The 11323-nt window shown below is 65.3% G+C and carries 15 protein-coding genes, 1 tRNA gene and 1 pseudogene; 10 read left to right on the forward strand and 7 right to left on the reverse strand.

The features are described 5' to 3' along the window. Positions 1–118 precede the first annotated feature (118 nt). The 3 genes from H1B27_RS36765 to H1B27_RS36775 all read left to right on the forward strand — a co-directional run bounded on the left by H1B27_RS36765 (position 119) and on the right by H1B27_RS36775 (position 2499). Positions 119–1090, forward strand: a complete 972-nt coding sequence (locus tag H1B27_RS36765; protein ID WP_061880664.1) for a S1C family serine protease — start codon at positions 119–121, stop codon at positions 1088–1090. 50 nt (positions 1091–1140) lie between these two features. After that, positions 1141–2211: a carboxylesterase family protein gene (locus tag H1B27_RS36770; RefSeq protein ID WP_061880663.1), complete on the forward strand. Its 1071-nt coding sequence runs from the start codon at positions 1141–1143 to the stop codon at positions 2209–2211. Positions 2212–2292: 81 nt separating this feature from the next. Beyond that, positions 2293–2499, forward strand: a complete 207-nt coding sequence (locus H1B27_RS36775; protein ID WP_018316294.1) for a hypothetical protein — start codon at positions 2293–2295, stop codon at positions 2497–2499. An 80-nt stretch (positions 2500–2579) separates the two neighbouring features. Here the strand turns inward: H1B27_RS36775 and H1B27_RS36780 are convergent, their stop codons facing one another. The 5 genes from H1B27_RS36780 to H1B27_RS36800 form a co-directional block, all read right to left on the reverse strand. Beyond that, a complete protein-coding gene (locus tag H1B27_RS36780; RefSeq protein ID WP_061880662.1) occupies positions 2580–3242 on the reverse strand; it encodes a DsbA family protein in 663 nt (220 codons plus the stop codon). 86 nt (positions 3243–3328) lie between these two features. Then, positions 3329–4051, reverse strand: coding sequence for an LrgB family protein (locus H1B27_RS36785; protein WP_028178485.1), 723 nt, complete (start codon positions 4049–4051; stop codon positions 3329–3331). Next, a complete protein-coding gene (locus H1B27_RS36790) occupies positions 4048–4431 on the reverse strand; it encodes a CidA/LrgA family protein (protein WP_061880685.1) in 384 nt (127 codons plus the stop codon). The genes H1B27_RS36785 and H1B27_RS36790 overlap by 4 nt, the downstream gene beginning before the upstream one ends. 34 nt (positions 4432–4465) lie before the next feature. Beyond that, a complete protein-coding gene (locus tag H1B27_RS36795) occupies positions 4466–4951 on the reverse strand; it encodes a PaaI family thioesterase (RefSeq protein ID WP_061880661.1) in 486 nt (161 codons plus the stop codon). Between the two features lie 3 nt (positions 4952–4954). Then, positions 4955–5383 (reverse strand): acyl-CoA thioesterase, encoded by a 429-nt coding sequence (locus tag H1B27_RS36800; protein WP_061880660.1) that lies wholly within the window; start codon positions 5381–5383, stop codon positions 4955–4957. A gap of 107 nt (positions 5384–5490) precedes the next feature. On the opposite strand from H1B27_RS36800, the gene H1B27_RS36805 reads away from it, so the two are divergent. Continuing rightward, a complete protein-coding gene (locus tag H1B27_RS36805; RefSeq protein WP_061880659.1) occupies positions 5491–6039 on the forward strand; it encodes a TetR/AcrR family transcriptional regulator in 549 nt (182 codons plus the stop codon). 146 nt (positions 6040–6185) lie between these two features. Here H1B27_RS36805 and H1B27_RS36810 read toward each other — a convergent pair whose 3' ends face one another. Next, positions 6186–6668, reverse strand: a complete 483-nt coding sequence (locus tag H1B27_RS36810; protein WP_061880658.1) for a hypothetical protein — start codon at positions 6666–6668, stop codon at positions 6186–6188. Positions 6669–6867: 199 nt separating this feature from the next. Between H1B27_RS36810 and H1B27_RS36815 the strand changes: the two genes are divergently transcribed. Together H1B27_RS36815 and H1B27_RS36820 are read left to right on the forward strand one after the other, a co-directional pair. After that, the gene (locus tag H1B27_RS36815) at positions 6868–7170 is read left to right on the forward strand and encodes a PsiF family protein (protein WP_197969410.1); all 303 of its coding nucleotides are present in this window, start codon (positions 6868–6870) and stop codon (positions 7168–7170) included. Positions 7171–7270: 100 nt separating this feature from the next. Continuing rightward, complete coding sequence (locus H1B27_RS36820; RefSeq protein WP_197969411.1) at positions 7271–8356, forward strand: AbrB family protein; 1086 nt, start codon at positions 7271–7273, stop codon at positions 8354–8356. Between the two features lie 3 nt (positions 8357–8359). Here H1B27_RS36820 and H1B27_RS36825 read toward each other — a convergent pair whose 3' ends face one another. Continuing rightward, positions 8360–8899 carry a disulfide bond formation protein B gene (locus H1B27_RS36825; protein ID WP_197969412.1) on the reverse strand — a complete coding sequence of 180 codons (540 nt, stop codon included), beginning with the start codon at positions 8897–8899 and terminating at the stop codon, positions 8360–8362. Positions 8900–9055: 156 nt separating this feature from the next. On the opposite strand from H1B27_RS36825, the gene H1B27_RS36830 reads away from it, so the two are divergent. The 4 genes and pseudogenes from H1B27_RS36830 to H1B27_RS36845 all read left to right on the forward strand — a co-directional run. Further along, positions 9056–9140, forward strand: a tRNA-Leu gene (locus H1B27_RS36830). Positions 9141–9320: 180 nt separating this feature from the next. Next, the gene (locus tag H1B27_RS36835) at positions 9321–9623 is read left to right on the forward strand and encodes a hypothetical protein (protein WP_197969413.1); all 303 of its coding nucleotides are present in this window, start codon (positions 9321–9323) and stop codon (positions 9621–9623) included. Between the two features lie 941 nt (positions 9624–10564). Then, positions 10565–10792, forward strand: coding sequence for a hypothetical protein (locus H1B27_RS36840; RefSeq protein WP_197969414.1), 228 nt, complete (start codon positions 10565–10567; stop codon positions 10790–10792). 126 nt (positions 10793–10918) lie between these two features. Then, positions 10919–11323 (forward strand): annotated as a pseudogene (locus H1B27_RS36845) (IS110 family transposase); the annotation flags it as partial.

Raw genomic sequence — 11323 nt, forward strand, 5'->3', positions numbered from 1 at the left:
GGCGTTCTCCGGAATAGTTGGCGACGAGGCTTTCAAGACGGCCTGCCCCGGCCTAAATTATGCTTGCTCGTCGTTCCGCTAGCCATACCGGAGCGATGCTCTCAGCCAGGAGAACTCCATGCCCGCTCTGACCGAATGGAGAGTGCCGCCGGCGAACCAGCCGCGGGCGAGCGACTACGGCTTCGATCTCGACCGCGCGCTCGCATCCATCGTCGGCCTGCACGCCATCGTCCCGCCGGACGCCTTCAGCGCCGAGACGCTGGGCACCGAACGCGCCGGCAACGGCGTCGTGATCGACGACGGGCTGGTGCTCACGATAGGTTATCTCATCACTGAGGCAGAGACAGTCTGGCTGCACCGCGCCGACGGACGCGTGGTGGAGGGTCATGCGCTCGGCTTCGATTCCGAGACCGGGTTCGGGCTGGTGCAGGCACTCGGCCAGCTCGACGTCGCGCCGCTCCCGCTCGGCTCGTCGGCGGCAACCCGGATCGGCGATCGCGTCGTGGTCGGCGGCGCCGGCGGGCGCACGCGCTCGGTCGCAAGCCAAATCGTGGCCAAGCAGGAATTCGCCGGCTACTGGGAGTATCTGCTGGATGAGGCCATCTTCACCTGTCCCGCACATCCGAACTGGGGCGGCACGGCCCTTCTCAACGAACGTGGCGAGTTAATCGGCATCGGCTCGCTCCAGCTCGACCGGGAACGTGACGGCAAGGCCGAGCACGTCAATATGATCGTGCCGATCGACCTCTTGAAGCCGATCCTCGAGGACTTGCGCAAATTCGGCCGGGTCAACAGGCCGGCGCGGCCCTGGCTTGGGCTCTTCTCGACCGAGATCGACAACCGCGTGGTGGTGATCGGGATCTCCACCAACGGCCCGGCCGCCCGGGCCGAGCTCAAGACCGGCGATGTCATCCTCGCCGTGGACGGCGAGAAGGTCACGAGCCAGAGCGCGTTCTACAGGAAGATGTGGACGCTCGGCGCTGCCGGCGTCGACGTGCCGCTCACCGTGCATCATGAAGGCGTCACCTTCGACGTCACCGTGACGTCGACCGATCGCTTCAAGCTGTTGAAGGCGCCGAAGCTGCACTAACCCCAAGGACTGATCCCAGGAACTGATCCCAAGGCTTGAGGAAGCGGGCGATGACCGAGGCCGTGGTCGACGACATCGTTGCCGTGCTGCCACCGCTGCTCAATGCGCTGGAAGCACTCGGCTTCTTCCAGCGGCATTTGAACCCGCCGGCCTTCGCCTCGGTGATGAACGCAATCGGTACACCGGACGCGACGCTGCAGACGGCACGAGCGGCGATCGGCGACTGGCCTGAACAATTCGCCGGCTTGCATGAACGACTCGATCGCGCCTGCGACGAGGCCCTCGCCGCCTTTGCCGGGATCCGCGAGGTCGAGCGTGGCAATGGCGATCTCGTCGCGATCTTCCGGGCCCTGCGCCATGTCCCCCGCGCGCAGGAGGCGCTGTATCCGCTGGCGGTGCAGTTCCCGCCCGTGAGCAGCTTCTTTCTCAACGCCGCCAATCGCGAGAATCACGATCTGCTGTCGCGACTGGAAGCCGGCGCGGGCGAGCACACCGGCATCTTCCACGATCACAATGAGCCCGGCAGCCGTGGCGGCTTCTCAGCCTATGTGCCCGAATACTACGTGCCCGGCCGGCCAATGCCGCTGGTGATGGCGCTGCATGGCGGCAGCGGCAACGGGCGCGGCTTTCTGTGGAGCTGGCTGCGCGACGCGCGCAGTCTCGGCGCGGTCCTGGTGGCGCCGACCGCGACCGGCCCGACCTGGGCTCTGATGGGCGACGATGCCGACACGCCGAACCTCATGCGCATCCTTGAGACGGTGCGCGGCCGCTGGAGCATCGACGCCTCGCGCATGCTTCTGACCGGCATGAGCGACGGCGGCACCTTCTGCTACGTCAGCGGTCTCGACGGCGCCTCGCCGTTCACTCATCTCGCCCCTGTTGCGGCGACCTTCCATCCGCTGATGGCGGAAATGGCCGACGCGACGCGCTTGCAAGGCCTGCCGGTCTTCATCACTCACGGCAAGCTCGACTGGATGTTTCCGGTGCAGACCGCACGGCAGACGCAGGCGGCGCTCTCCACCGCCGGCGCCAATGTCACCTATCGCGAGATCGACGACCTCAGCCACACCTATCCGCGCGAGATCAATGCGGAATTGCTGCAGTGGCTGAATGGAGGATGAACGATCTCTCCTTAGATGCGCCGCATGGCCGGGGAACCATCACTCCGGGCCGACGTTATCGCCCGTCACCGGAGGTTCGCCATGCAGACTTTTTTCGGAATGATCCTGGGCGCATTGCTGCTTGCGGGCGGCGTCTACGTCTATGATTCCATGCAGACGTCGTCGGTCGCCAATGGCGAGGTCGCGACCACCAATCGCACCATCGTGAACTGGGATGTCGCCAAGGCCGATTGGGACGCACTGCGCGACCGCGCGCACAAGGACTGGGTCCGGATCTCGTCGAAGTAATATCGCCCGACATGAATGAGGCGCCGTCGCGAACTCCGCGGCGGCGCCTTTGCGTTGGCCACGATCAAAAAAGATGCGGCTCAGTTCATCTTGGCCTTGCGGGCGTCGGCGATGACCTGCTCGAACTCGGCCATGCTGAGCACGCCGGGCACACGGTACTTGCCGACGATGAATGACGGCGTACCACTGAAACCGAAAGCTTCAGCCTGCTCGTTGTTGCGCTTGAGGATGGCGTCGATGTCCTTGGCGCGGCCGGTAAGATCGCGCTTCAACCGGTCCATGTCGACGCCGGCGGCCGCGAGCAGCTCGTTGATGCGCGGCTCGGTCAGGCGCGAGCTGACGCCCATCATGGCGTCGTGGGCCTGATGGTACTTGTCCTGGAATTTTGCCGCCAGCGCAGTCCGCGCCGCCGTGACCGACACCGGCCCGAGGATCGGCCAGTCCTTCATCACCAGCCGCACCTTGCCATCGTCCTGGACGACCTGGCGCAGCTCGGGCTCGAGCTTGCGGCAATAGGGACAATTGTAGTCGGACCATTCGACGATCGTGATGTTGCCGCCGGGATTGCCCGCGACGGGCGTGTCGGGATCGCGCAGCACCTTGGCTTCGGTCAGCACCTCGTCCTCACCGGTCGCCGCGCGCGCAAGGTTGATCCCGCTCGCTGCGACGGCACCCGCTCCGATCAACGTCAGCGCCGCACGCCGGGTCGCCATCAGACGGCCCTTGTTCCCAAATTCGGTCATATCTTGTCCCGTTTCGGCCCCATCACCGCAAATACGGCTCGGGACCAGGAAATGTTACAGACATATAGAGCGTCGCCGCAGCGATGTCATCGCACCAGCAGTGTCACCGCCAGAGGGACCAGGAACGAGGTCACCAAGGCGTTCAGGCTCATGGCGATGCCGGAAAAGACACCGGCAATCTCGTCGACCTGGAACGCGCGCGCGGTGCCGATGCCGTGCGCGGCAAGGCCGGCGGCAAAGCCGCGAGCCCGGTAGTCGGTGACGCCGGTGCGGTTCATCAGCGGCGTCACGATGATGGCGCCCATGATGCCGGTGAGGATGACCGCGACCGCCGCGAGCGAAGGATCGGCATGCAGGGATTCGGCGATACCCATGGCGACGCCGGCGGTGACTGATTTCGGCGCCAGCGACAGCACCACGTCGCGCGGCAGGCCGGCAAGTTCGGCCAGCAACACGACCGACACCACCGCGGTGACCGAGCCAGCGACCAGCGCCACCAGCATCGGAACGATCGATGAGACGACGCGCCTGCGGTTCTCGTAGAGCGGCACCGCGAGCGCGACGGTCGCCGGCCCCAACAAGAAGTGCACGAATTGCGCGCCGGCGAAGTAGGTCGTGTAGGAGGTGCCGGTCAACAGCAGGAACGCGCCGATGATCCACATCGCGTGCAGCACGGGATTGGCCAGCGGATGACGCCGGGTCGCCAGCGAGACCGCGTCCGTGGCGGCATAGACCAGCAGCGTCACGGTCAGCCAGAGCAGCGGCGATTGCGAGAGATAGACCCACAGCGAAAACGGATTGTCCTTCATCGCGCGTCCTGTTGCTTCAGCAAGCGGCTGACGAGGCGAAAGGTCAGCACGGTCGCGAGCAGCGTGACGACCACGGACAGCGCGAGCACGAGGATGATGGCAATGCCGTGAGACGCGAGCAGATCGAGCTCCTGCACGACGCCAACACCGGCCGGCACGAATAGCAACGAGAGATGGGCCAGCAGGCCCTTGCTCGCCGTCTCGATACTGTCATTGCGCAGCGGCCCGCGCGCGAGCAGCGCAAAGCGGTCGCGGGCGAGCAGCAGGATCAGAAGCAGCAGCAGACCGAGCACGGGTCCCGGCAACGGCAGGCCGAGACCGCGCACGACGGCTTCGCCGATTAATTGGCAGAGCAGGATGAGGCCGAGACTTGCAAGCATGACCGTCGCATCAAGGGATGCGCCGGCATGCTTGTCAATCGCCGCCATGCGCGGACGTGTGCGGCATGTCCGAGGCCGCAATGCGGGGCAGCATCGCCATCAAGGTCCCGGTCATGGTCGCGATCAGCGTGGTCTTGCCGTCATGCTCGGCAAACGCCTTGGCCTCGCAGAAGGTCAGCGTGCGGCCGGGCTTGACGACTTCGGCCCGGAAGACGAAGCGCTCGCCCCGGGCCGGCGCAAGCAGCGTGGTCTTGAACTCGACGGTGAGGATGTCGGCTTCGCGCGGCATCAGGGTGAAGGCGGCGACGCCGCAGGCATTGTCCAGGCCTGCCGTGATGATACCGGCGTGCACGAAGCCGTTCTGCTGCGTAAAGGCGGACGCATACGGCATCGCCAGTTCGATCTGGCCCGGCGCGAGAGAGACGATCGATATGCCCAGCGTGCGCATCGCCGGCTGGGCGGCGAACATCGCGGTCGTGGCCGTGCGGTACCCAGGGTTTCTCGGCTCGAATGTGGCCATCGCTCATGCCTCCGCCGGCTCGGAAAGGTGCTTCACCGCGATCTCCCGGATGGCATCGGCGAAGGGTGCGGACTTCCGCAATTGGCGGTCCATGTGGACGCCGGTGATCTCGCACGTCGCTGCGAGTTCGCCGGTCTCGGCATTCGTCATGTCATGCCGGAAGCGGATCGACTTGTCGTGAAGCTCAAGCAGATGGCTGCGGATCTCGACGATGTCGCCGGCGAGCAGCTCGCGCCGGTAGGCGATGTTCTGCTGCACGGCGGCCATGCCGCGGCCGGAGCTGCGCAGATAGCTCGGCGTCAGGCCCAGGCGGGCGAACAGATTCCAGTTGGCCTCGTCGAACTTGCCGACATACCACATGATGTTCATGTGGCCGACGTGATCGCATTGCCACGGATAGACCGTGCCGCGATAGGTCGCCTCCTGCTCCATCGCACTTCCTCCCGCAATGTCGTCTTTGATCGTTGATACGGTAGCGTATCAAACCCGTGTCGCGTTAGCAATACGGTACCGTATCAACGGCCGGTGGGGTTTCCTTCATGAGTGACGGCAAGGGAGATGTCTGGGTCGAGGCAGGCTTTGCCGAGCTCGCCCGCGCGGGGGTCGAGGGCGTCCGGGTCGAGGTGCTCGCCAAGAATCTCGGCGTCACCAAGGGCGGCTTCTACCGCCGCTTTGCCGACCGCGCCGCGCTGCTCGATGCCATGCTGGAAGGCTGGCGCGAGGGACGCATCGCCGCAATCGCGCAGCAGACCAGTCTCGACGGGCAAGAACCCCGCGAGCGCCTGAAGGCTCTGATCCAGCTCTATTCCGAGCGCCTCAATCCGGAGGGCATGGCGATCGAGCTCGCGATCCGGCAATGGGCCCGCTCGGACGAGAACGCCGCTGGGGCGGTGGCGAGCGTCGACGCGGCACGGCTCAAGCACGTCAGCGAACTCTATCGTACGACCGGCCTAGCGGCCGAGGCGGCCGAGGCGCAGGCCTTCCTGTTCTACTGCTTCATCTTCGGCCAGAGCTTGTTGTTCGTCGAGAGCGGCGCGCGGAAGCGATCGCAGCTCGTGGCGAGATCGGCCGAGAAGCTGCTCGACTAGAGCCTTCCCGTTCGGATGGAATCGGAACGCGCTTCAGCTTCTTGTCTTGATGCGTTTTCTTGACGCGAACCGCTGTCCACTTCGCTCGAAAACGCTCCAGGCGAAATGGCCGGAGCGCTGCTCCGGCCATCGTCTCGATTCGAAGCTCAGGCGGCGCCCTTCAGCTTCTTGGTGCATTCGCTGTAATAGCCGCCGCCCTTCTGGATCCACTTCAAGCCGCCATTGCCGTTGGTGGCCTTGTTGGCATTGTACTGGTCGACGCAGGTGTGCAGCCGCGCCTTGCCGGGGGTCTCCTTGACATATTTCGGATCGACCGCGTTCGGAAACACCGCCGGTCCGGCCGGCGCGGCGGCGGGTGCGGCCTCCTTCGCCGCCTGCTTCGGCTCTGCAGGAGCGGCGGGCGCAGCCGGAGTAGCTGCGGTCGGTGCAGCGGCGGGCTTCGCATCGGCACCGCACTCGGCCTTGCGGAAGTCATTCCACTTCATGGTCCCGAGCGAGCCGTCCTTCTTGGCAGCCTGATATTTCGCGCTGCATTCCTGCGCGGTCAGTGCCTGCGCCGGCGCGCTCGCCAGCAATGCCGCGACACCGGACACTGCAATCGCACACAACAATCTCGTCTGAATGATCATCCCTGGGTCTCCTGCTTGGCCTTCCCGACGGAAGTGAAACGAACATTGCTATCCTAGCGTGTCGGCCGCTTGCGACAAGGATGCGATCGCAATCGCCGCCAAAATATAGTGATCCCGTCGCTCAGCTCATTCATGTCGCGTTCAGCAATGCAGGCCGACCGTCCAGCCCTTCGTCATTCTTCCAAGCAGAGTGCAACACATGACCTTCACGTCTCGCCTCGCCGTCGTCGCCCTCGCCTCGCTGCTCGCCACCGGCACCGCCTTCGCACAGACCGCAGCGCCGGCAGCCAAGAGCGAAACAAAGACCGATACCGCTGCCACCGCCGACAAGAAGGCACCGAAGGAGCGTTCGGCCGAGTCGCTCGAATGCTCCAAGCAGGCGGACGCCAAGGGATTGAAGGGCAAGGAGCGCAGGAAGTTTCGCCGTGAATGCAAGAAGGAGGCGAAGGCCGGCAGCGTCGCTCCCGCCGCCCCCGCCGCTCCTGCCTCAGACAAGAAGTAAGTCCCGTCACGACCCTCCGCGAGCATCCGCGAGAGGCGCGCGCATTGCGGCATGACGAGCCTGCAATTGTGCGCCTCCCGCCGATTTGCGATAAGGTGGTGTGAAGCAGATCACCGCCTCCCTGACGTTCGAATGGCCGAGCCGTGCCAGCATATTGAGCACGGTGGAGACGCTCGTCATCGGCACCGCCGGCGGTCTGGTGTTTCTCGTCGCGAACCTTCCCGGCGGGCTGATCTCGGGCTCGATGATCGCGGTCGGGATCGCTGCAATCGCCGGCCGCCACCTGACGCTGCCGCCGATCCTGACCCAGACCGTGCTGGTGCTGCTGGGCATTTCGCTGGGCTCGGTGGTCTCGCGCCATTTGCTTCAGCAGGTCGGCGCCTATCCCGTCACCATCGGGCTGCTCGCGCTCGCCACCTTCTGCTCGACGTTCGGCTCGAGCTATTACCTCCAGCGCATCCATGGCTGGGACCGCACCTCGGCTTTCCTGGCCGGCAGTCCCGGCGCGCTGTCGCAGATCACCATCCTTGCGGTCGAGCGCGGCGCCGACCTGCCGGGCATCGCGGTGGTGCAGACCATGCGCGTCATCATCCTGACCGCCGCGCTGCCGATGGTGCTGGCGATTGCGGGCGTGGCGTCCTCTGCTGCCCCGTCGCTGACGACGACGATCGCCTCGCCGCTCGACCTCCTCGAACTGGCCGCGGCCTCGCTGGCCGCAGCGCTCGTCTTGCGGCTGATCAGGTTTCCGGCGAGCTGGATGTTCGGCGCGATGATCGCCTCCAGCGTGCTGCACGGCGCCGGATGGGTCGAGGGCGGCCTGCCGGACTGGGTCCGCGGCGTGGCGCTGGTCGGCATCGGCGCACTGATCGGCAGCCGCTTCGCGCGGATGCGGATCAAGACGCTCGCCGGCCACCTCAGCGCGGCACTGGGCTCGTTTGCCGTGGCCATCGCCGTCTCCACCATCTTCGTCGGGATCGTGGCGCTGACCACGCAGGTGAAATTCTCCGACGTCGTCGTCGCCTTCGCGCCGGGCGCGATGGATGCGATGCTGGCGCTGGCCCTGACATTGCACATCGACCCGATCTTCGTCGGCGCCCACCACCTCTCGCGCTTCGTCTTCGTCACGATCGCGACGCCGGGCATCGTGCATCTGTTCGGACGCACGCAGGACGACGTGGATGATTAGGTCTTAGCGTTTCGCCGTCCGCACGAATCCCCACGCGGCGATCGCGGCCATCAGCAGCGAGATCAGCACGTTGTAGCCGGCGAGCGAGAGGCCGAGGAAGCGCCACTGCACCTCGTCGCAGCGCACCACCTTCACGGTGTCGAGCTTCGACAGCAGATCAGCGGCGCTGCCGAGATTGACGACGGGCCCGGAGCAATCGGTCGGCCCCTTCCAGAAACCCCATTCGACGCCGGCGTGATAGGTGCCGAGGCCGGCATTGGCGAGCGTCGCCAGCGCCAGGATCGCGAGCCCCGCCAGCAGCAGCGGCCGCGGCGCGCCGCTCCTCGCCGCCAGCGCCGTCAGCACGCCGAGCGGGATCACGAAGTAATAGGCGTAGCGCTGCTCCAGGCACAATGGACAGGGCAGGATCTCCAGCACGAGCTGGAAGAACCAGGCGCCGGCGATCGTGACTGCGGCGATCAGCGTGACCAGCAGCGAGGCGGTCAGCGCGGGGCCCGCACTGGCCTGCTTGAACGCTGGTATGGCAGCACTCTGGGTCGTCACGGCAGCCTCTTTCCGGTGGGTCGCACTCTCAAGCCTCTAGCCCCAGCCCATGCGGCTGTCGAGAACGGCCAGGATCACTTTGGCGCGGGTTGACCCCGCTTTGTCCATGGCTATAGTCCGCCGGCTTCGCGACGCCCCCTTTGGGGCCGACCGAGGGCCCCTGTGGCGGAACTGGTAGACGCGCTCGACTCAAAATCGAGTTCCGCAAGGAGTGCTGGTTCGATTCCGGCCAGGGGCACCACGCTTCGCCCTTCGGGCTACGCGTGGCGCGGCCATGCGAAGCTCGAAGGGCGAAGCGTGTCCGGCGAAGCCTCTTGGCAAAGACGGACTGGCTCAACACACTCAATCTTCCCCTCCCTAGCCATCTTCCCATGCCCCCTGTATAAACCGGTAGCTTCTTCCGTCACTCGAAGGAGCTCACATGAACGACCTGCACGCGTGGCTTTCGCAGCAGCACCACGGCTTGCGGACCTTCCGGACATTCCAGCAAAAGCTCGAGACGCTCGGCCGGGACGATCCCGCCCAGCGCGGTCTCTGCCGCCTGTTGAGCGGCCTCGTCGGCAGCTATGTCGAGGCCTTTGACGAGGCCCCGCTGCCGGTCGACGTCGCCGATCGCGCTTACCGACGCCTGCTGACGCTGGTCGGCAGCCTCGATCCGCACGGAAACGCCGACCGCCGCCTCGCCGACATCAACCGCGTGGCAATCTGCGACTTGTGGCGGTGATTGGCAGGATGCGGGCACCGTTCAATTTTCAGGCAACAGGACACGCCCGTACGGCCTCGCGACGCATCACGCCCGAGTCTTGTGCTTCTCTCGACGCCCCTTCGTTGGAAAGGGCGCAGGGAAGACCGGGCGCCGGCTGGCACCCGCGGTCCGCTGTGCGCAAATTGCGCGAAGACAGATGCACAGCGGCATACAGGGCAGCTTGGACATCCCGGCCTTCCCTGCGCAGTGGTTTGACGGCTTATGGCGCGCTCTCCCCGGGGAGCGATGCACTATTGCCCCGTCGTCTTGCGGGCGACCGATGCGCGGACCCGGTCGGGCCGCCACATCACCGCAAGGCTTGACGCACAGACCCCGGGCGTCAGGACCACACGCTTTTGCCGTACGCGAATCGCACCGGTCGTGTGCGCGCCGCGCAACCGCTCACGGGCCAGGCCCGCCCTGCGATTGCATGCGCGCCGATGCGCTCCGCGCCCACCGCCACCCGGCCCGCGTATCGTGACGATCGCGAAACGCCCCTATCCTTGGGCCGGGGTGCAGCGCATCTACGCTATTTCCGAATTTCGGTCAATAAGAATTTTCGAGCCACGAAGCGGCGAGCGTTCGGACAGACCTTGTTCCGGCCGAGAACCATCTGCGGCAGCCACAGCTTCATTCTTGCCCCGCGTGTCTCCGCATCGTCATTGCGAGCGCAGCGAAGCAATCCAGGAATGCACCCACGGAGCTAGCCTGGATTGCTTCGTCACAAGAGCTCCTCGCAATGACGAGGAGGAGAGATTGCGCGCCCAACTGCCGTATCGGCGCGGAGCCCCAGGAGCGAAGCGGCATCTGCTGTTCGAGCGTCGATAGAAGTTAGATCCCGTACCGCCGCGAGGCATTCGACTTCGCACGGCCGCTGCCTATATCCTCTCGCATACGATGGGATGCAGTGAGCAGCTTCGATGGCCAGGACACGCAGGACGGATGCCGACGATCTTCCCCGCTATTTCGTCTGGGTGCGGGGCCTGGAAGGCCCCGAGCCGCAGAAATGGACGGCGATGGATTTCGGCATCGGCGACTGGAAGCGGCCGCTCGTGCTGGCCTATCTGGAGCTGCCGGAGGACGAACGGCCTCTATCCTTGTCGGTGCTGGCCCGGCGCTATCCGCCGCCGCGGGTCGATCTTTCGTAGCCGGGCTAGATGCCGTAATGGGCCCGGCTCCGAGCAAGGGGTGATGATGGTGGCTGTCCCCCGATAGATGATGAAACGGGGTCACGACTTAAGTCGGCCCCAAGCATCTGGAGACGGAGGACAGCCGTGGAGAATTATGCCGGAATTGACGTGTCATTGGAACTGTCGAGCGTATGCGTCGTGGATGCCCAGGGTAAGATCCTGAAGGAAGCGAAGGTCGCGAGCGAACCCGACCTTAGTTGAGTTCCTTGAAACGCTTGGCTTTGCAGTGAAGCGGATCGGGCTGGAGGCTGGGCCGCTGTCGCAATGGCTGCATGCGGGGCTGAAAGAAGCGGGCTTCGAGACGGTTCTGCTGGAAACACGGCATGTGAAAGCAGCATTGTCAGCGATGACAGTGAAGACTGATCGCAAGGATGCACGCGGGATTGCCCAGTTGATCCGGATGGGATGGTTCAGCCCGGTGCACGCGAAGTCGATAGGGGCTCAAGAAATTCGAGCGCTGCTGGTTGCGCGCAAGCAGCTTCTTGGGCG

The organism is Bradyrhizobium diversitatis (genome assembly GCF_016031635.1).
In the GTDB taxonomy this organism is placed as follows: Bacteria; Pseudomonadota; Alphaproteobacteria; order Rhizobiales; family Xanthobacteraceae; genus Bradyrhizobium; species Bradyrhizobium diversitatis.

Coding starts and splice junctions, on each gene's coding strand:
- H1B27_RS36765 (WP_061880664.1), top strand. CDS start 119: ATGCCCGCTCTGACCGAATGGAGAGTGCCGCCGGCGAACCAGCCGCGG.
- H1B27_RS36780 (WP_061880662.1), bottom strand. CDS start 3,242: ATGACCGAATTTGGGAACAAGGGCCGTCTGATGGCGACCCGGCGTGCG.
- H1B27_RS36800 (WP_061880660.1), bottom strand. CDS start 5,383: ATGGAGCAGGAGGCGACCTATCGCGGCACGGTCTATCCGTGGCAATGC.
- H1B27_RS36770 (WP_061880663.1), top strand. CDS start 1,141: ATGACCGAGGCCGTGGTCGACGACATCGTTGCCGTGCTGCCACCGCTG.
- H1B27_RS36810 (WP_061880658.1), bottom strand. CDS start 6,668: ATGATCATTCAGACGAGATTGTTGTGTGCGATTGCAGTGTCCGGTGTC.
- H1B27_RS36790 (WP_061880685.1), bottom strand. CDS start 4,431: ATGCTTGCAAGTCTCGGCCTCATCCTGCTCTGCCAATTAATCGGCGAA.
- H1B27_RS36805 (WP_061880659.1), top strand. CDS start 5,491: ATGAGTGACGGCAAGGGAGATGTCTGGGTCGAGGCAGGCTTTGCCGAG.
- H1B27_RS36795 (WP_061880661.1), bottom strand. CDS start 4,951: ATGGCCACATTCGAGCCGAGAAACCCTGGGTACCGCACGGCCACGACC.
- H1B27_RS36835 (WP_197969413.1), top strand. CDS start 9,321: ATGAACGACCTGCACGCGTGGCTTTCGCAGCAGCACCACGGCTTGCGG.
- H1B27_RS36785 (WP_028178485.1), bottom strand. CDS start 4,051: ATGAAGGACAATCCGTTTTCGCTGTGGGTCTATCTCTCGCAATCGCCG.
- H1B27_RS36815 (WP_197969410.1), top strand. CDS start 6,868: ATGACCTTCACGTCTCGCCTCGCCGTCGTCGCCCTCGCCTCGCTGCTC.
- H1B27_RS36840 (WP_197969414.1), top strand. CDS start 10,565: ATGGCCAGGACACGCAGGACGGATGCCGACGATCTTCCCCGCTATTTC.
- H1B27_RS36775 (WP_018316294.1), top strand. CDS start 2,293: ATGCAGACTTTTTTCGGAATGATCCTGGGCGCATTGCTGCTTGCGGGC.